Raw genomic sequence first — 20,143 nt, forward strand, 5'->3', positions numbered from 1 at the left:
ATCGATCATTCGGTCTGGCCGGTTCCCATCATGGCGAGTAATCCGGCGCCTGCTAGCACCCCGAGTTCCGCGAGCCCGGACGGCACCACCCGCAACCCGGGCAGAAATGCCATCCGGGCGTGCGCGGATATCTCTGCCCCGAGCGGCTTCCACAGCTCGGGGCCCGCTTGCGCGAGCGTGCCACCGACGATGACGAGATCTATGTCGAGCAACGCGGCCACCGACGCGATGGCCCGGCCGAGTGCGGTGCCGGCCCGGCCGAGCGCGGCGATCGGGATCGGCTCGCCGAGCCGGGCGGCCTCGACCAGTGCCTGTCCGGACTCGCCGGACCAACCGCGTTCGCGCGCCCAGTTCACCGCCGACCGTCCGCCTGCCACCGCGTCGAGGCAGCCATGACCACCGCAGACGCACGTTTCGTCGAAGCCTGGAACGAGCACGTGTCCGATATGCCCGGCGTTGCCGGTGCGGCCGGCGACGATCAGTCCACCGGTCATGATGCCGCCGCTGACTCGATCCGAGACATTGATCGACAGCGCGTCGACGGTGTCGTTGGTGCCGCCGAAGTTCCGCTCGGCCAGCGCCAGGCAAACCCCGTCCAGTGCGACATGGACCGAGGCGGCGGGGAACAGGTCGCGCACCGCCGCGGCGACGTCGAAGCCCGCCCGCCACTCGCGGATATCGGCCGGGGCAATAATTCCGGCGCCCATGTCTATCGGACCCTGGCAGGCGATGCCGACCGCGGTGATCTCGATGCCGCCGGCCACCTCCAGGAGTAGCTCCCGGCAGCGGGCCCATGGATCGCCGGCGGCCGCCGGAAGCCGCTGGATATCTTCCGCGCCGACCAGGCCCGCGGCGAAACCCGAGCCATTGATCTCGAACGCAAGCACAGTCATCGGCGCCGCACCGCCGACTGGGTTCGATTCTGCATCGGGACGTCGACCTCAAGCTTCAGCTGCGTGGGAATGGACGAGCGGATGCCCGAGGATCAGATGGCGGTGCGGCGCGGCCGATTTCGGCGCGGCCGGGACGGGCCGGGGTCCGTTGCGGATGATCTGCAAGGGTCGCCGATGATCGAGCGGCGTCGCTCGATGACGATCCAGGTTCTCGATGACCTTGCCGGTGTTGTCGTAGGCGATGCCGGCCCAGATCATCGCTCGCGGGCTGTCGCCGCGGCTGATGAGGTTCTGCGCCAGCTGGTCGCACTGACGGAAAAGTGGGCAGTCGGCGCACATTCGGATGGCTTCGCGCCACGAATCCGGTGTACCGGTGTCGAGATCCCAGTCGTCCGGGTGATCGGCGCAGGGTGGCTTGCGCGCGGGTTTGGTGGACCCTCTCGCCTGGGTCGAGTGCCGCGCGCGCGATGGGTACAGCTCTGAAATGGTCATGCCAACTCCGGGAATGCTGAGGGCACGCCTGGAGGCGGCATGCCCATGATCGGGGGCAACCATCAGGGCTGCTCAACAGTCCCTGGGAGGGCCAGTGTCACCACTGGTACTTCGAACGCTAGCTCACGTTAGGGGCTTCAGCAAGCTTTTAGGCTGTTAATTAATGGACCGTTATGTAATGTACTACTCCGATATATCGACGGACTTTCCGCAGGTAACTGGGCGTGTGACCGATTCAATGTTGAGCTATCGACGAGTTAAACCTATTGAATGGACCGTTAAGTAACGGTATGTTGGTTAACGGGCGCCACCTCCTCGGGCGGTGTTCCAGAGGGTCGGCTCAGCCGCGCAGGTGCGGCTCGGCGATGGGACTGGAGCTTGTGATTCCGTGGGTGACAGTTGAGACATTGACGCCGGGCGTCCTGTCGGTGGCGGCAGTGGGCGACGAGCCGCGCGGTTTCGCCGGCTGCCAACGGGTGTTGCAACGGCTGTTCGCGAAGACGCCCGCGCTTTATGACCATCTCAACGCGGTCGGCGTCTGCGATATCGTGCGCGCGGTGCGGGACCGGGCCGAAGACCTCGATCTGATCATCCCGACCCGTTCGGGTCCGCATCAACTGCTCGGACGCCCCGTCTTCGGGCTGGCGGGTGACGTACACGCGGTCCGAATGTGGTTGGGGCCCAGCAGTGCTGAGGTTCCGGCCGTGCGCCCGGCGACCGGCGCGATCTGGGACCTCGGCACCCAGACCTTGCAGCAGCCGAGCGGTATCACCAGCCTCACCGGCCTCGCGGCGGAAGAGTACGTGCCGACCATGTCCATCGCCGAGCTGTTCCAGCGGGCGCCGACGTTCGACCGGCACGCGGAGGTCCTCGACCTGCTCTACGACCCCCGTGCGGGGGACAAATTGCAGTTCGATGTCGCGGTGACCCAGGGATCCGGCCGGCCGGGGCGGTGGCGGATCACCCTGCGCGCCCGCGACGACGCCCGTACCCGCGGAGCGTGGCTGCTCATCGAGGACGTCACCTCGGCGGACGCACCCGCGGCCTGGATGACTCTGGAGCGGGCCGGATTACGCGAGGCGCATCGCCGGGCGGGTACCCACCTGGCCGTCGTCCAGGTCGAGCACACGAGCATTTCGCACTGGCTCACCGATCCGGTGCCGTGGATCCGGTGGGACTATCTGTTCCGGCCGGTGGACGTGTTCCACCCCGACGATCGCGAGCGGCTCGCCGCGGCCGGTGAGCATCTGATGTCGGGTGAGGCGGCCGAGGTCACCGTCCGGGCGCTGGGTTACGACGGCGGATACACCCTGACGTCGATGCTGCTCTATCCGTATCCGGGATACGCGAATCGAGAAATCGCCATCGCGGAGTTCGCGCGTGTGGACGACACCGAGCCGGCGTCGAACGGGCACGGTGTGGATGTGCCACTGCCGGAGTTCAGTTCGCCGGTCGGCTACGACGAGCAGTTGCGCCGCTCGTCCGGGCGGCGGGAGCGCGTCCCGACCTGGTGACCCATTGTCACCACTGGTGGGAATACCGGATAGGTGGGGCTGGCGGCGCTCTCTACGATTTCGATGGTGAGGACTATTGTCGGCAAACAGCGGGATTCGGGTGAGGTTTTGCTTCACCGGATGGCCGCGCGCCGCCGGCGGGAGAATGTATCGGTCGCGGTGCTCGTCGTACTCGCGGTGCTCGGCGGCGGCCGGGCGATCTTCGATTTGGTTTCCTCGGATACGCCGAGTGATACCAGCGCCGCGACGGCGTCGACGGTGGGGCATGCATATCTGGCGACGTCGTTTGCCGAAGAGTTCGTCACCGCATATTTGAGTTCGGTTACCGGACAACAGGATCGGATCGCGGAATATCTCGGGACCCAGCAGCGCGTCACTTTACCGGCCGTCGCCCGGGAGGTCTCCGATCCAATGGTCGTGTATGTATCGCGCGCGTTATCGGATCGCGGTGTGGAGATATGGTCGGTGACCGTTTCGGTCCGGGTCGCGACGATCGGCGCGACGACCGGGACCACCCGCGAATTCTATCGGGTATCGGTGTCGGTGATCGAAGGCAGGCTGCGGGCAATCGCACTGCCCTCGGTGGTCGAGCCGCCGGCCAGGGCGCCGGTCCTCGCACTGACGTATACCACGCCGTGCGCACAGGATTCGCCGCTGACCCAGGTCGCCTCCGGCTTTCTCGCCGCATTCCTCACCGGCACCGGTGACGTGTCGCGCTATACGACATCGGCGGCGGGGATCAGCGCACTGCGCCCCGCGCCGTTCGCCGGGGTCGATTCGGTCACGGTGCTGGCCGACGACGCGGGTTGCGGTGCCGGCGGTTCGACGGCGAAGGTGCTGGCCACCGTGGACCCCAAGCGGAACAACGAAGCGGCGACGACGCTCGCCTACCCACTGACGATGGTGCGCAGCGCGGGGCAGTGGCAGGTGGCGTCCGTGGATCCCGTTCCGGCGCTGACGAATCCGCTCGCGGTCGTCGGCGGCAAGCCGGACTCGGCCGGCCCGGCCGGTGTCTCCACCACCACGCGTTCGCCGACGGTGCAGATACCGCCGCCGGTGCAGAAGTAGCACGAGAAGGGTTGCGTCCCATGAACAATACCGGCGCCGTTTTGTACAACGTGATGATGTACTTCCGTGCCTTCGGCTTGATCGGCATCGCCATCGCGGGCATGTGGGCGGTGTTCAGCGAGGTCGGCAAGGGCAAAGAGAACATGTCGATGCTCAAGACATTGAGCATTCTGGCCGGCACGCTGGTCGCGGCGATCGTTTTCATCGTGCTGCCGACGATGGTGAACTACATTCGCAGCGATTTCTCGACGATTGTTCCCGACCATCCGATCGGAGGCTACCGATGATCCAAGAAATCAAGGTTTTCACGCCGATCAAACGAGTTCCGATCGTTGTCGGAAAATTGCAGAACGGGGACCGTATTCCGTTCGGTCCCTATACGTTGCCGCAGATCGCGGTAGCGGTGGTATTGATGCTCGGCACTGCGGTATGCGCGATGAACCTGCCGGGGAATCCCGCGTTCATCTTCGCGATCGGCGTCATTCTGACCGTCTTGACGGTGCTGGTCGTCGGTCGCGTGCCGTATACCGGTATCCGGATATCCTCGCGGGCGTTCTGGCTCGGCCGGCTGGTCTGCTATCGGAAACCGGTATCCGCGTCGGGTATTCCACTGGAGACGGATTCGATCCGGCATACCATTTTGATCGAACCGTCCGTGGTGCTACTGCTTTCCGCAGACGATGTCGCGGTATCGTCGGCCAACGGGGCCGGCCCGGTCGACGGGAACGGCCACCGCACCGAGTTCGCGGGGTAGCACCGATGACGCTCGGACGAGACCTCCAGCCGACGGCGGCGATCCGGGGCAACCTCCAGTTCACCCGCGCGGGATTGGTCACTGCCACCTACTTCATCAATCCGCTCGGGTACGGCTTGCGGAAGGCCGGCGATAAGTTCGATGTCAAAGCGGCGCACCACGCGCTGATCAACAATCTGCCCAACGGTTCGTTGTTACTCGGCATCCAGGCCCATCTCAATACGCTGGACGTGCTGTCCAAGATGGTCGAGGGTGTCGACCTCGACGAGCACGAAGACTACGCGGACGAGGTGGTCGCGTCGTTCGAGCGGGTCCGGGCGATCATGCCGCAGACCCGTATCTATCTGTTGTCGATGCCGGTGGGCACCACCAATCTCGCCTTCTCCGCGGTGTCGCGGCTGTGGCGCGGCCGGAACACGACCGTCGACGCCATGGCGATCTCGCGGGCCGAGCTGGACACCTATGACACCCAGGCGAACAAGATTCTGTCCCGGATCGGTGGCGACTTCGATCCGGTTCCGGTGCCCGCGGCGCTGTTCCAGTGGCTGTGGGAGCACTTCCTTTCCCGCGGCGCGATCGGCCAGCCTGCGGCGCCGACGCGCCCGGGCGCGCTGGACGACGCGACAGCGGCGGTGTTCGGTTCGGCCGCGCTGGACGAGGGCGCCCAGACCGACTCCAAACGGCGACTTCGGCCGTCGTTCGTGCCGGTGGTCAAGATCGTCCAGCCGGAGCTCGAGCAGCGACCGTCGTACCAGACCATGCTCACCCCACGTTCGTTCCCGTACTCCGGGATGGCCTTTCCCGGTGGCAGTGAATTCCTCAGCGGGTTGGAGGGCATGACCGGCATCACCGTCGACTGGGGTATGCGGGTATCGGCGCGCCCCGCCGAACAGGTACTGAAGAACAACGAGCTGAGCCTGCGCCGCCTGGGCGAGCAGATGGAACAGCGGGACAAGGAAGTGTCCTTCGCGCAGAACACGCTGATGTCGAAGGCACAGATGCTCGGCGAGTACAACAACCACTTCGAAGTCAACGATGGCGAATCCGAGGTGTCGTTCACGACGGTGATCGCGGTCGGCGGGCCGTCTCGCGATATGACGTTGGAGGCCGTCAGCGAGATCAAGCGCCGGTACAAGCGATTCCAGGTCGAGCTGGTCGCGCCGGTCGGTGCGCAGGTCGATCTGTGGTCGATGCTGATTCCCGGCAGTCCGCGGCGGCGGGCATTCGACGACTTCGCGCACATCATCCCCTCGGACATGTGGGCCGGTTTCGTCCCGTTCATCACCAACCAGATCGGTGACGACACCGGTCCGGTGATCGGGGTCAATCTGTTGTCCGGTCAGTTCGAGCCGATCCACTTCGGCATCATGGAAGCCGCGCTGCACGATATGTCCGCGTCGTTCGCGGTGACCGGCGAGCTGGGCTCGGGCAAGTCTTACTTCTTGAAATTGATGGCAGTGCTCGTGCATGACATGGGCGGCCAATTCCTGGCTATCGACCGCAGCCAGGTCGGCGAGTGGGAACACTTCGCGTCCGCGATCGACGACGCGGTCATCATCGACCTGGCGGATCCGACGGTGTCGCTGGATCCGTTGCGGATGTTCGACCCCAAGGTCGCGGGGGAGCGGGCTCTGGACTCGGTCCTGCCGCTGCTCGACCTCTCGCCGACCGCGGGCGCCGGCGCGGTCGCCAGCAACCTGCTGACCCCGAAAGGCATTGCCGAGCATGGCATTCGAAGCCTGCTCGACCTGTTCACCGTGGTCCGGCGGTTGTCCGCCGAGTATCCGAGCACCGCGGAGTACGCGGATCTGGCGGCTCGGCTCGGCACGATCGTGGATCGGGTGCCGGTGCTGTTCGACATGACTTTGCCGCCGCTGCGACTCGACGCAGCCGCGACCGTGGTGCGCAGCCATAATGTCGCGCTGCCCTCCGCCGAGGAGCTCACCACACCGCACCTCTACAGCCGGTTGCCGCTGACCAAGCGGCTCGGCACCGCGCTGTACGAGTTGATCGGCGTCGCGGCGCGGGAGGCGTTTCTGGTCGACAACGGCCGGTTCGGCCTGCTGGTCGGGGACGAGGCGCACCATTTCACCCGGACGCCGGTCGGCGCCGCGGTGACCTCCGATTTCAGCCGGGACGGCCGCAAGCACCTGGCCGCCATCGGACTGGCCTCGCATGATCCGGCGACCGACTTTCACGGTGCGGCGCACAATCTGATCCCGAACCGGTTCGTGTTCCGTCAACGTGACGAAACGTTGGCGCGTAACAGCCTGGAGTGGCTCGGCGTCGATCTGAAGGAATCGCCGTTCCTGCTGCCGATGCTGCGCGAAGACACCTCGCCGCCGATCGGCCCCGGACGGAAGGTACCGGAGGAACGGCGCGGCGAGATGTTCATGCGCGACGCGCTCAGCCGCATCGGCCGCGGCAAGGTGCTCGGCCCGGCGCGTGCCGACCGAGGCGCGGTGATCACCAGCACCCCCGCCGTCGTCAGCAAGCTCCCCCGTTCGACGCTGGAGAAACAGGGCGTGCGATGACGATTCCGGCACGCGAGAGACCTTTGGACGCAAGGCAACTCGAATTGTGGGACCCGGCGCGCTGGCGACCGGGTGTGTTGTTCCTCAGGTGCCGCACCTGGGCGATGGCGACCCGACGCCGGCGCTGGACGGTGCGGCTTGTCGCGGCGGTCTTCGTGTTGATCGTGTTCCCCTGTGTCCTCGGCGCGGTCGCCACCGCGCAGACCGGAGCATCGATCCCGTCGAACGCCGGCGGCAACAGTGCACTGAATTGGATGGATGTCCGGGACACCTCCGGCGTGCCGGTATCGCGCTACTTCTTCACCAGCGACTCGGGCAGCCTGCTCGACCCCGCGGGCATCGTGCTCTCCACGCTGATCAATCTCGAATTCGCGGGGTGGTTGGTGATTGTCACCTCATCGATCTGGCTGATCGGCTACGTGATGAGCTATCAGTGGCTGGACATGTTCAGTAAGCCGTTGCGCGGGGCGGCGGAGGGCTTCAGCAGTCAGCTCGCGACGCCGTTGATGTTGGCGACCGGCGTGACGATCGGCGCGTTCTTCGTCGGCTGGTTCGTAGTGCGTGGATATTACGCCAAGGCGACGTCGCAGATCGTGACGATGTTCGCCGTGGCAGTGTTCGGGCCGGTGTTCCTGGCGGAGCCGCTGGCGAACGCGCTGTCGTCGGGTGGGGTGGTGGCGCAGGGACGTGACATGGGTTTGTCGGTGGCCGCCGGGTTGAACGGCGACAACAATCCGAATCCGCACGAACTGGTGGCCACCATGCAGACCCAGATGGCGGACCAGTGGGTGCGTAAACCCTTGCAGGTGTGGAACTTCGGGCACGTCATCGACGCGCGGCCGGCCTGCGGTTCGGCGTGGACCGCTGGGATCGCCGCGGGCAACGACAAAATGGTGCACAACGGTATAGTCGCGTGTCAGGACCCCCAGGCCGTCGCAGCGATGCGACACGCCACGGTCGGACAGCTCGGTTCGGGCTTCGCGCTGTTGTTCGGCGGCGGAATTCTGCTGCTGTTCGCCGTGTACCTGTGCCTCAAGCTGATGAAGGCCGTGCTGGATGCGGTGTATCACTCCTTCTTGGCGATTCTCGGATTCGTCGCTGGCGGGTACATCTACGGGCCGACCCAGACCTTCTTGATACGCAGTGTGGTCGACGTCTTCATGGCGGGCGCGAAGGTGGGGGGCTATACCATCGCCACGGGCGGCTACCTGATATTGATCGGCAATGTATTCACTCAGGCGGGCGACGACGGCGTCATGAAGGTGCTGCTGATCGGTGCGTTCGTCGAGCTGGTCGCGATCTTCCAGTTACGCGAACTCGGAAAGCGCTTCAAAGGTGCCTCGGAATGGATAGCGAACCGGATTTCGCAGCAGGCGCAGGGACCGAATACCCGCAGCGGCGGGGGTGGAGGTGGCGGCGGAGGTGGCGGAAGTGGCGGCGGTGGGCGCGCGCTCGGCATGGGATCGAGTGGGGGCGGCCATAGTTCGGGTCTCGGGCTGTTGACCCTGCTCGCCGCGAGTCAGGCGGTCGGCGGTTCGACGCCGGTCGAGCGCCTCCTCGGTATCCGCGACCCGCTCAAGTACAAGTCGCGGCTCGGGCAGGCGGGGTGGGATGCCCAGATGACCGCGTGGTCGAAGATCGGCCCACAATACGAGGTCTCCTACTGGGTCCATGAACAGATAGTCGATTCGGCGCGCCGCGCGTTCGCCGATCCGACCAAGTTCCAGGTGGGCAATTCCATTGTCGGCAACCGCCGCCGAATGTCGATCATCGGCGGCGGCGGCCTCGATACGGCCAGAGGCGCGATAGGGGTACTGGACGGCATGCGGAAGGACGGCAATATCCCGATCGAAAAGCTATGGGCAGGACTGCATATGAACGGCTTCTCGCCCGAGGTCAACCAGCGCGCTTACGCCGCGTACAGCCAGGTGATGGGTAGAGCCGAGGATGAGCAGCTCCGGTTCGGTCCGGTGTCGAACGCGGTCAGTGCGATGGACTACTTCATCAAGGGTCCTGGTCGCGATCCGTATCGTCTGGCGATGGTCGAGAGCACGGTGGCCGACTGGGCAAGCAATGTCCAAGCGTGGCCGATCAGTACGGCACATCAACGGCTCGCACGGACGTACATGGCCAACCCGACAGACGCGATGCTGGAGAATCTGCGCAATATTGCCGGAGGCCGTGGTACCGGGGTAGTCGGCGGCGTCACGCTGGATCGAGAGCAAGCACAACGGGTGATGAGTTGGATCGGCAACGAGCGCGCGCAGGACGCGGTCGAGGCGATGGCGAATCTGTTGAGCATGCCGGAAGGAACGCTCGACTCGGTGGCCGCCGACCGGCATATCACCCGGCTCCAGCGAGCCATCTCCGAGGGCGCGTCGGACGACCTGTCCATGACCGGTGTGCGTAGAACCGGATACAACTCGGCGCCTGCGCCACCACCCTGATGATTCCGGCACCGCTGTGCCGCGCACTGAACGGGCAGCCCGGTATCGGGGTTTGCCAGCTAGAGAGGCCACGTGAAGAAACGACTGCTGATCGTCATGATCATGGGCGGGATAGGGCTCACGTTCGCGATCGTCGCGGTGATTGCCGGTGGCATCGGATCGAATGTGGTCACGGGCCTGAACGATCAATGTGATAGCGCGATCGGTCCGTCCGGCGCCGGTATGACGTCGCCGCGTCCGGTCGGCACGCCGGTGCAGACCGGCGGCGCACGGGAGCGGTCCGGCGGCGGCACTGCTGAGCCGACGGCTAATCCGTATGCGGGACTGACCTTCGCGCCCGACGACACGACTGTGCCCGACTGGTATCGCAAGTGTGCGGAGGCGATGAAAATCGCGCCCTATCAACAAGGTTCGCTGTACGACACAAACAGCGGTCCGGCGGTCGACTGCGCGCGGGTGCTGGCCCTGGCACAGCTGAATTCCGCGGCGCCGGCGGGTGCGACCGAGGCGAGCGTTCAGGCGGCCGGGGCCGTGGTTTCCCGCTTCGTGGTCTACCAGGCATCGGCCGCCGCGTTGACGGGACGCTGTGCGGTCGAGGCGCGCGCCGACAGCACCGAGGTAAGCGTCCCGGCACCGAACGCCTGGGCTGTTCCGGATACCGCGGTGACACGCAACGGTTGCGGGACCGCGGCGGGGTCCGTCGCGAGCCGGAGCCCGGCGCCGACCGTGTTGCCCGCGACGATCGCGGATCAGGGCAAATGTGGCCTGCGGGTGGATCTTTCGGCGGTTTCGGCCGGGGACCTGGTCTTCGGCGGATTCCGCGACAACGCACCGACCGAGGTCGGTATCGCGGTCGACGCGACGGACATGGTGACCAGCGATCGAACGGGACGTTTTGTGCTGCGGCCGATCGCGGACGCCGGTGACGTTCGGGTGAAACGGATGCTCAGGAGTGTGCTGTGATGAGCGAGGAGCCGCCGGTGACGCCGTGGTCTGCCCGCGGCGAAGGGGAAGACGACATCGCGAGCGTGCGGGTGGGTGGACCCGAAACGGGGGCGCTGGCGGCCGGGGTAGCCGTCGGTCCCACTGGACTGTCGGCGGGGTTGCGGGTGCAGGCGCCGGTTCAGCCCGGACATCCCGCTCCTCAGGTGCCCCCTCCGGCGGCGGCACCCCGGGGCGATGCGCCGCGCGTGGATTGCCCACCGGCCCCGACACTGCCACTCGCACCGAACAATTCGGCTCCGCCGTCGCTGTTGCCACCGATCGATCCGGAAACCATCGCGGCCTTCGCCCCGGCGGCGACAGCGGTCGCGAGCGCGCTGCCGTTCATCGCGATGGCACTCACCGGTCTCACCGGAAACGGCGCCGGTCTCGGCGGTCTGGGGAACGGCCTCGGTTCCGGCTACAGTCCGGGTTTCGGTTCGGCGCTGGGCGGTCGAAACGGCAATACCCTTACCCCTCAGCAACTTCACGCACTGGGCGTGCTGGAGAAGCTGGCCCAGGTCTATGGCGACGACACGACCACCGATCCTGATATCGCCGCGCTCCGGCACCGCCTCCACCTACCGACCGCCGGTGGATCCACCAACGCCGCCATCAGAGCCCGGCGACTGTTCCAAGCCAACGCCGCCAACGCCTTCAACGATCTCGACAACCAACTCGCCGCCTATCTGCAACACCTCGCAGGCACCTCGGCGGTCGATCGCAACGCGGTGACCACGCTCGTCCGGGAAACCAACGCCGCTCTCATCGCACTCGGGCCGCGCGCCTACACCACCGCGGGCCAGCAGCAAGTCCACGCGATCCTCACCGCCGCACTGCACAAAGCGCAGACGGTCATCACCGCGACCACCGCCGATGCCACGGAGACCGCCGCCGCCATCAACCAGCTCACCAACCAGTATCTGCACAACATCACCGGACATACGCTCGCCGGCCGGGGCGCGACGCCGGCCGCGCGGCAGGCGATCGCCACCGCGCTGGCGCAAATAGGCAAGCCGTATGTCTACGGCGCCGAAGGGCCGGGCGAATTCGACTGTTCCGGGCTCATGCAGTACTGCGTGGCCGCGGCCGGCGGCACGATCCCCCGGGTGGCGGCGGACCAGTACCGTACGCTGCCGAAGGTCAATCCCACGCAGATCCGGCCGGGTGATCTGGTCTTCCCGACCGACAGCTTCGATGGCGACGGCGCGTCGCACGTGATGATGTATGTCGGCAACGGGAAATGCATCGAGGCTCCGCAGTCGGGCTCGGTCGTGCATCAGCGAAGTCTGCCCAGCAGTTTTCGCGCGACTCGATGGGCGTAGCCGAACCACTTCGCACGCGGGGGTTCGCCAGCTGTGGGAAGTCCGCATTGCTCGTGCTCATTACACTTGCTACATGCTGTCGACCACATCTTATTTCTATTGATGCTCATGATCAGCCGACTCGAGCGGACAGTCAACCCGGCGGGGAATTATTAAGTGGCCGGTGACGCGGGCGGAACCTATATGCTGCGCATGCTCAGGGCATTGCAGCACCTCGATCGAGACGAAGCCGAACGACGTGCCCAGGAATGGATGAACGAGACATTCGGAATAGCCGCCGATGCCGTCTGTCTCCGTCCGCATAGGTCCGCGTTGGACTCGCTGAGCGGGGTTGTCACCGTCCATGGCGAGGATTTCTACTTCAGTTCGCAGATCGAGTCGGGTAATCCGATCAAAGAGCATTACAACTCCCGAGTATTGCAGATCGCCGGCTACAACACGCTCTTGCCGATGAATGTCTTCCGTCGGCCGGAGCAGCAGATCGCCCTGTACCCGATCGTCGATCATCCGATGATGTTCGATCTGGCGCGCTGGTCGGAGCGAGGCGAGCCCACGACCTTCGATCGAGATCGGTTACTGACGATCGAAGCACGGGAATCCGCCCGGATGCTGGATGTATATCTGGGCTCGGCCGCCTGGAGCAGTGATACCGAGCACGCGTGCGCGCCGATTCATCAACTGTTCTGGCATCGGCTCACCGGTCGTCGCTTCTCCAATTTCTACGGTGTCCGGACGGTTCGCACCCCCGGCGGCCGGGAGGTCGATATCGGACATGTATTCGACGCCAAATGGATCATCAACGGCGTTACGCAGAAACGTAAATTGCGGGACCTGGTCACCGAGGCGGTCAATGTATTGAATCCGGCACGGGATGCGCTGACCGTTATCGGTCACGGTGATGCGCATCTCGGCAACTTACTGCTGGACACGGACGAGCATTACCTCTATATTGATGCCGCGTTCGCCGGCCGACATTCGGTGCTGCTCGACGTGGCGCGACCGCTGTTCTTCGACGTATTCGCGCAGTGGATTTACTTTCCGAACGAGCGGATACGGGCGCTTTCGGTCGATGTCGATTGCGCGGGCACCACGATCGCAGTGAACTACGGCAATGCGTTCTCCGCGCTGCGCCGGGCGTACTGGGAAACGAAGCGAAAGGTGCTGATCGACCCGGTGGTCGAATGGCTGCGTGACGAAGGCTTGTCGGCACAGGACGCACGACCGCTGGAGCTCGCGCTGATGTGCTGCCCGCTGCTTGCCCGGAATTTGACCGATCGAATCGTATTCCCGCCCAAGTTGACCTGGCTCGGCCTGGCGCTCGCGGTGCAGCTGGGTAACGGCGACGACGAGCAAGAATTCGCCTTCGCCGAGTGATGGCTCGGCAGTCGTTCGATATTGCGGAAGGTTTGTCCATGATCAGTCCCGAGCACTGGGAATTTCCGGTGGCCGCCGCGCCGCCGCTCGGCAGGCTGACGTTGGCCGGGCGCCTGTCCGTGCCGGACGAGACCGAGGCACTCATCATCGAACTGGACGGTGTCCTGCTCGACCTTCGCTCGCACGATCACCAGATCGTCAATCAGGCACTGCACGATCGGTACGCGGGTGACATCGATATTCCGCGGGAGGTGGTTCAGGCCAATTCCGGGCAGAGCGCCGCCGAGTTCTGGCGGCGGATCCTGGCCGCGGCCGGCATAACGCTGAACCAGACGCAGACCTGGGAGATCATCCACCGCTACGACGAACTCAGGTTGTCGGCGCCGCCGCGGGTGCACCGGGGGATCGTGGAGGTCCTCACCGATGCCGAGTATCACTTCGTGAACATCGCGGTGGTGTCGGCCATGTCGGCGGGGAACATCTCGTTGCTGCTGGCCAAGGTGGGTCTGCGCGATCGAGTCGACGAGATCGTGGGCAACGACATCGCCGGAATGACGGACCCGCCCGCGCCGGACCGGTACCTCGAAGCCGCTCGTCGGCTCGAGGCGCGCCCGGCCAACTGTGTGGCACTGGTCGACTCGCTGCTCGGCGCCGAGGCCGCGGCGCGGGCGGGTTGCTACCCGGTCGGGATCGCCACGGGCGGCAACAGCTTCGACGAACTCGCCGAATCACTGTTCACCGCTGATGATCTGCCGGACCTGTCCCAGCGCGCGCCGATGACCCGGGTGCGGATCCCGCCGTGGATCCTGGCTGCGCAGCCTTATCCGTCTGAGCGGTCCGACTCGGACCGGCCGGGTGGTCTGCGGCTGGACCGTAACGAAAGCACCTACCCGATACCGGAATCGGTGGCCGCCGCGCTGACCGAACATGTGCTGGGGCGTGGCGAGCGCGACGCTGCCGATCTGGATCGACTGGTCGCGTCCCTCGCCGAATACTGCGGTGTCGCAGAAGATTTCATCCTACCGACCAGCGGCGCGGACCAGGCCATAGACTTGACGCTCCGCAGTTTTCTGCGGGCGGGGCGTCGAATGTTGGTCGCCCAGCCTGAATATCCGGTCTATGGCCACGTCGCCGCGTTGGCGGGGGCGGAAATTCTCGGCATTCCCCACGATCAGGAACTTCGCTTCCCTTGTGCGCAGTTCCGGGCGGCAGCGGCGGAGGGGCGGCCGGACCTGATCGTGCTGACCAATCCGAATACCCTGACCGGGGCCGGAGTAGATCGAGAATTCATCGCCGAGCTGGTGCAAGATCATCAGGATGTACCGGTACTCGTCGATGAGACGTACCACGAATTCACCGGCGAGACCGTCGTCGAGCTGACCGCAGCGCAGGAGAATCTGATTGTGGTCCGGTCGTTTTCGCATGCCTTCGCCATGGCCGGGCTGCGTCTCGGCTATGTGGTCGCGAGTCCGCTGGCTGTCCGGCAACTCGCCAAATTGCGAAATCCGTTCGACATCAGCGATCTCGCGGTGGTGGCGGCCCGAGCGAACCTGGCCGACCTGGACTCGGTCCGGGCTGACTGGGCAGAGACGATGACCGTGGTGAAACCCATGGTGGTCGCCGAACTTCGCGAGCTCGGGCTGGAGGTGCTGCCTGGGCGTGCCAATTTCGTGCTGGTGCGGCCCGCCGGCTGTGCCGATCTGGTCGAGTTGCTCCGGAAGGAGAAGATCCTGGTGCGGCCGCTGCACGGCCCGGTGCTGGACGGAATGTTCCGGATGACCCTCGGGAGCTGGGAGGAGGCGGTGCATGCCATGGCGGTCTGCCGCGCGGCTGTGCGCGGCGGCCGCACCGACTGATTCAGTCGTCCGGCTCGCCATCGGTGTGCGGCCGGTGCCGGTGGTCCCAGTCGCCGCGCAGCCCCCATACCAGTGGTGTCGCCAGCGCGATGCCGATGACGATGCCCCCGAATAGCGAAACTTCCATGCCTCGAGTGAACCGCAATTCTGCAACGCGTTATCGGGATGAGTCCCCAATTGCGGGAAGGGCGCGGCGGCATCGGCCCTGGTACTCGGCTCGCCGACCTTGGTTCCCATTGCTGGGAATGTTCGACAATAGGTGCGTGGGAAAAAGGATCAGCGGCCGAATCGTCATCGGTCCGTCAATTCCGGTACGCCCATTCGTTCGCGACTTCTCCGGAACGCATGAGCGGGTAACCGAAATCGGCGGCATCGGACGATGCGCGGATCCCGCCGCCCCGGATTTTTGGAGTAGGTGACGCTATGGTCTCGTGGGGTGATGATATCGGCGGTTTCTTCGCCGATCACTGGGACGATATCGTCGTCGCCTCGGCGAGTTCCGCGGGGTTCGGCCTCGGCCTCGTGGTCGGGAATCCACTGCTCGGTGCTGCGGTGCTCGGCGGGCTGGCTGGTGGGGTGACGGCAGCGGTGCAGGGCGAGAACTGGGCCGAGGGGGCCGCGTACGGATTCGGCGGCGGTCTGATCGGCGGTGCGGTCGGCGGGTGGGGGACGAAGGCGGTACTCCGATTCGCGAAGAGCGGTATCGCCGGTGCGGGGAAGGCTGTCTTCGGTAGCGGGTTCCGCTGGGCCACGGAGTCATCAGAAGCACTTGGGGCGCCCGCTCGGCTTCGTGGCATGACGGGAGCGTTCCTCGGGCCGGTTGGGTTGCAGTCGTTTGTGGACAATGTGACCGACAGCTACAACCGGCAATTGCGCACCTACGGTGCGGTGCCGGTCATTGATATCCTGCCTGGCGAAACTCCGCCCGGAATGGCGAAAGTGACAATGCCCGACCCGGCTCGGCTACCGGACGGCCTGACCCTCTCGCCTGCGGTTCAGGCCCGCTACAACCCGCCGCTGGCAACGATGTTCTTCGACAGCTGGAAATGCTTCGGGTCGGACAAATCGCACATGCAGCTTCCGACCGCATGGATACCGCGTGACGTCCAGAATGTCAGCACCGCTGCGGCAGTCAAGGCCAACATTGGCAACTACGAGCAATGGGTCGAATCAGTCAACAAGACCTACGCTCGGCTGCTCAAACAGCAGCGGGAGGTCATGGCAGTGGTTGTAGAAGCGGCTGAAACCACCGCCGCCGGGCAGCAGGAGATCGGTGCGCTTGTCAATACTCTGGCGAAACTGGCCAAAGTCAATCCGGCAGACGTGTCCGGAGAGTCGGAACTGGCAAAACTTGTGGGTACGGGCACGCTGGTGACGGATCACCTGCAACCAGGGCCGGACGGCGCGATAAGCGAGGACAGCTACGTCATGAGCCTGATCGACACCATGGTCGCCAATACCGAGGCGGTGATGAACGAATACGCGGAAAGGTTGCGGCAGAAGGCGGCGTTGGTGTCGGCAAATCCGGGTGCTGCACAGACACCGCCGACACATACGTCGCCGGCCACCGATGAGCCCGCCGGACAGCTGTCGGCCCAGCCGGTTGATCCCCAGGTCACGCGGGTCGCTCAATCCACCGCGACGGCCGATGACCTGTCGACCGCACCCGCGGCCTGGAATTGGGATGCGCCGGAAGCCAATTCGACTCGAAGCGCAGCCCAGCCCACGCGCACGCCTGCGCCGAGCCGGAACGTCCGCGCCGGGCTCAGCACCGACGCGGCGAACCCCTCGCTGGCATCGCCCGGTCTCGGGGCATCACCTGCCTCCATGGGGCCGATGCTCGACGCGTTGTCAGGTCTCGGCGGTCTGAACGGTGTTCCTCGTGGGACCGATGAGGGCAGGATCGGCCCGCGCAGATATCCTGCAATTCGCCCGCCTCTGGTGCCGCCGATCGTCCGGCCGCCGGCCCCGCCCAACGCTCCTGCGGCACCCGTTTCGCCGAGCACGGCGGCGGCTCCGCCGCCGGTGTCGCCGCCGGGCAATGCACCGGTCACGCCGGGCACGGCTGCACACAGTGCGGCCACACCTACCGGTGCCGGGGCGACGCCCGCAGGTCGGCCGGTCGGCGAGAACGGCAAGATGCCGTTCCCGATACCGCCCCCGGACGGGCCGACGCAGGATGTTCCGCCCGCTGTGGCCCATGCACTGACCATCGCGTTCGCGAACAAGGCCGCGACTGACGCCAAGACCGCGTACACAGCGGCCGGGGCGCGGTGGTCCGACAAGGATCGGATCGATCCGAACCAACTCGCGACGGGTGATGTCGCGACGTGGCAGAGCGCAGCGGCGATTGTGGTGGTCGTCGGCAACGGCGCCCTACAGGTGGTTGTCGACGGCGAACTCCGGACGATCACCGACGACATGAATGGTGTGCAGGGGCCATTCGGTGAGTTCGGCGGATTCATCCGTCCACCGAATGTCGGAATCGGCGCGCCGGATACGGGTGTTCCGACGGCGGCGGACTCGCCGGTAGCGGTATCGGTGTGAGGAGATCGCGATGAGCTTCATAGGTTTCGTGGCCGATGTGGGGGTTTCGGTATTCGTCAGCAGAGTTATGAAAGGCAAGGCGGGTCCGTGGGGTGCGGCGGTTGCCGGCGGGGCGGGGGGGTTCGCCAACCGAGCCGCTGACGCAGTAACGGGCAATGGTGCGCCGACCGTCGAATCGTGGCTTACGGGTGGTTTCGAGGGCGCAGTCGGTGGTCTGATCGGCCATGGAGCCGCCAACGTGGTGCACTCCGGGGTCGGGTTGTACGTGGGTCGCGCAGATAAGTTGCTGAATCGAGCGGGCGCGACCGAGGCCGTGCGGAGGGCAGAGAATCGTGTAAACAGCGCCGTCCCAGGAGACGCGACTGACGCGGCTGACGCGCTGGCCACCGCGAGAGAAACTGCACGTCAGGCGGGCGGCACCACCTCGGTTTCGGTTGCCGACGCGGAAGCGAGAGTACGAGCAGGAAACCGTGTCCAGGGTTGGTTCGCGAGAGGACGTGATCCTGCGCGTGAATCCGAGAATCGGAAACTCGAAGGCTGGGGTGTGACCGGCTTTCGAGCGTTGGGCTCCGCGATATCGGTCGCATCGTCGGACAGCTATCTGTCGGATTCGACCACCACATCCGCAGTGGCCCCGCATCCCGGCGCAAGTCCGGGTGCCGTGGGTCCAGCTGCTACGGGACCGGCTGTGGAGTTGGAGTGGGTTGGGGCGTACGTCCCGCAGTACGGCACTACACCCTTCAACGAGGACCCGATGTGGGCGTACTCGGCATCCGGAGGAACAGGCTTCTTACTGCAGCCCACCAGCTTGGCCCCTCCGATCAAAGATTGGTATGCGGCCCCCGGCGTCCCGCTCGGGACGCCGGCGTCGGGCAGTCTCGCGACTTCGTTGTCGGACAGTTACGCCCTGTTCGGCAATCTGGCCAACAAGAAGGATCTGCACTTGCCGCTCACGCCGAAGGTCCCACCGAACCTGCCTGCCACGGTCGGGGCGGCGCCGGGCAGTGCGGTGGTGCGGGAATATCAGAAAGCCGTGCAGGCCTTGGCTTCCGCGTCGGCGCGTTTCGATGTCATACAGAACAAAGTGATGACGACGGTGGCAGCTGTCGCTGTGACGACCAAGACTGGGCAGGACAATATTCGGTCATTGATTTCCGCGACGAACCGGTGGGTGAGCACGCTCAAGGGTTCGGACGCGTATCACGTGGACCCGGGTTTCGTGGACATGCTGGACAAGGCGTTCGCCGAGATCGCCACCGGCCTGGAACTGGCGGCCAGGGATAATGACCTGGCCGTGAAACGGATCGATGATTCGACTGCCCAACTCGGCACCGGTACCGGCAAGGGATCGACGGACTACGACAGGAAGATCTCCGATGATGTGCTGAACTCGCCGTGGCACAATACGAGCTTCGACACTCCGGATACGGCAGGGGCCGATTCGGCGGCCAGCGAATTCGGGCGCAACCCGTCGGATGCCATTCAACGGGCCATCGACAACGTGCTCGCCCAACCGTCGCAGTCTCCACTGAACTCCGGCTTGGGTGCGGGCTTCGATCCGATGCTGGGACAACTGATGTCGACTCTCGCCCAGCAGGGCCTCCAGCGCGGCTACCCCGGCGACGACTACAACCGACTCGATCGGCTCGAGCCGATCAACTACGACCGCATGCCACCGCCGGTGATGCCGATCGCACCCGCGCCGGCGCCGCCTCCGGTCGTGCCGCCCGCCACGGCGCCGGGCCCGACACCGTGGTCCAGCCAAAACCAGCCAGGGGCAGTGCAACCCGGCACCGCCAACGGCACGCCGCCGCCGGGCGGCACCCCGCCGATCCGGACGCCGGGCGCGGACGGAAGCGTCGACTACATGTTCCCGCCGCCGGACGGCCGGACCCAGAAGGTATCGGTCATGGTCGCGCAGGCCTTGGACGCGGCTTTCGCGGACACGGGCACGGATGCGCAAATCGCGTACCAGAAGACCCGGGCGAAGTGGACCGACCCCAAGAAGATCGGCACGCCGGTGGATCCGTACCAGTTGATGACCGGCGACATAGCGACCTGGGACAAGGACAAGTCGGTGGTTACCGCGGTCGTGGTCGTATGGGGACCGGATCAGGGCAACACCCTGGAGGTCATCGTCAACGGGAAGAAGCAGTCCTTCGCCGCGGAAATGTCCGACGAGTCCGGGAAACTCGGCGACTTCGCCGGCTTCTTGCACCCCCAGGGGATCGAGCTGGCCGGCCGGACCGACGACGGGACAACCGGTCTGCCCGGCCCGGCCGACCACCCCGCGGGAACCCTCGTACCCGTCACCGCCGGGCCGCTGACCGGCTGATCGAGTGCGCTGAGTGGAAAGGA

General features: G+C 65.6%; 15 protein-coding genes. 12 read left to right on the forward strand and 3 right to left on the reverse strand.

Annotated elements, in window-relative coordinates:
* Positions 1–5 precede the first annotated feature (5 nt).
* Both F3087_RS40180 and F3087_RS40185 read right to left on the reverse strand, forming a co-directional pair.
* Positions 6–893 (reverse strand): ROK family protein, encoded by an 888-nt coding sequence (locus F3087_RS40180; protein WP_150407415.1) that lies wholly within the window; start codon positions 891–893, stop codon positions 6–8.
* Between the two features lie 48 nt (positions 894–941).
* Positions 942–1,448, reverse strand: a complete 507-nt coding sequence (locus F3087_RS40185; protein ID WP_150407416.1) for a hypothetical protein — start codon at positions 1,446–1,448, stop codon at positions 942–944.
* Between the two features lie 329 nt (positions 1,449–1,777).
* Here F3087_RS40185 and F3087_RS40190 point away from each other — a divergent pair, with 329 nt between their 5' ends.
* From F3087_RS40190 to F3087_RS40235, 10 genes are all read left to right on the forward strand, one after another.
* A complete protein-coding gene (locus F3087_RS40190) occupies positions 1,778–2,899 on the forward strand; it encodes a GAF domain-containing protein (protein ID WP_150407417.1) in 1,122 nt (373 codons plus the stop codon).
* A 66-nt stretch (positions 2,900–2,965) separates the two neighbouring features.
* Positions 2,966–3,967, forward strand: a complete 1,002-nt coding sequence (locus tag F3087_RS40195) for a conjugal transfer protein (RefSeq protein ID WP_223885714.1) — start codon at positions 2,966–2,968, stop codon at positions 3,965–3,967.
* A 20-nt stretch (positions 3,968–3,987) separates the two neighbouring features.
* The gene (locus F3087_RS40200) at positions 3,988–4,254 is read left to right on the forward strand and encodes a hypothetical protein (protein WP_150407418.1); all 267 of its coding nucleotides are present in this window, start codon (positions 3,988–3,990) and stop codon (positions 4,252–4,254) included.
* Entirely contained in the window at positions 4,251–4,721 is a 471-nt protein-coding gene (locus F3087_RS40205; RefSeq protein ID WP_191094381.1) for a hypothetical protein, read from the forward strand. Before F3087_RS40200 ends, F3087_RS40205 begins: the two co-directional genes overlap by 4 nt.
* Before the next feature lie 5 nt (positions 4,722–4,726).
* Positions 4,727–7,255, forward strand: a complete 2,529-nt coding sequence (locus tag F3087_RS40210; protein WP_150407419.1) for an ATP-binding protein — start codon at positions 4,727–4,729, stop codon at positions 7,253–7,255.
* Between the two features lie 104 nt (positions 7,256–7,359).
* A complete protein-coding gene (locus F3087_RS46310) occupies positions 7,360–9,702 on the forward strand; it encodes a hypothetical protein (RefSeq protein ID WP_191094382.1) in 2,343 nt (780 codons plus the stop codon).
* A 72-nt stretch (positions 9,703–9,774) separates the two neighbouring features.
* On the forward strand, positions 9,775–10,665 hold the full coding sequence (locus F3087_RS40220) for a hypothetical protein (protein WP_150407420.1): 891 nt from the start codon (positions 9,775–9,777) through the stop codon (positions 10,663–10,665).
* Positions 10,665–12,008: a C40 family peptidase gene (locus F3087_RS40225; RefSeq protein ID WP_150407421.1), complete on the forward strand. Its 1,344-nt coding sequence runs from the start codon at positions 10,665–10,667 to the stop codon at positions 12,006–12,008. Before F3087_RS40220 ends, F3087_RS40225 begins: the two co-directional genes overlap by 1 nt.
* A 156-nt stretch (positions 12,009–12,164) precedes the next feature.
* On the forward strand, positions 12,165–13,382 hold the full coding sequence (locus tag F3087_RS40230) for a hypothetical protein (protein WP_150407422.1): 1,218 nt from the start codon (positions 12,165–12,167) through the stop codon (positions 13,380–13,382).
* 38 nt (positions 13,383–13,420) lie between these two features.
* A complete protein-coding gene (locus F3087_RS40235) occupies positions 13,421–15,238 on the forward strand; it encodes an aminotransferase class I/II-fold pyridoxal phosphate-dependent enzyme (protein ID WP_191094383.1) in 1,818 nt (605 codons plus the stop codon).
* Position 15,239: 1 nt separating this feature from the next.
* Here F3087_RS40235 and F3087_RS47245 read toward each other — a convergent pair whose 3' ends face one another.
* Positions 15,240–15,365 carry a hypothetical protein gene (locus tag F3087_RS47245; protein WP_263407275.1) on the reverse strand — a complete coding sequence of 42 codons (126 nt, stop codon included), beginning with the start codon at positions 15,363–15,365 and terminating at the stop codon, positions 15,240–15,242.
* Between the two features lie 668 nt (positions 15,366–16,033).
* On the opposite strand from F3087_RS47245, the gene F3087_RS40240 reads away from it, so the two are divergent.
* Together F3087_RS40240 and F3087_RS40245 are read left to right on the forward strand one after the other, a co-directional pair.
* The gene (locus tag F3087_RS40240) at positions 16,034–17,785 is read left to right on the forward strand and encodes a hypothetical protein (protein WP_150407424.1); all 1,752 of its coding nucleotides are present in this window, start codon (positions 16,034–16,036) and stop codon (positions 17,783–17,785) included.
* Positions 17,786–18,674: 889 nt separating this feature from the next.
* A complete protein-coding gene (locus tag F3087_RS40245) occupies positions 18,675–20,120 on the forward strand; it encodes a hypothetical protein (protein ID WP_150407425.1) in 1,446 nt (481 codons plus the stop codon).
* Positions 20,121–20,143: the final 23 nt, after the last annotated feature.

The organism is Nocardia colli (assembly GCF_008704205.1).
Lineage (GTDB): Bacteria > Actinomycetota > Actinomycetes > Mycobacteriales > Mycobacteriaceae > Nocardia > Nocardia colli.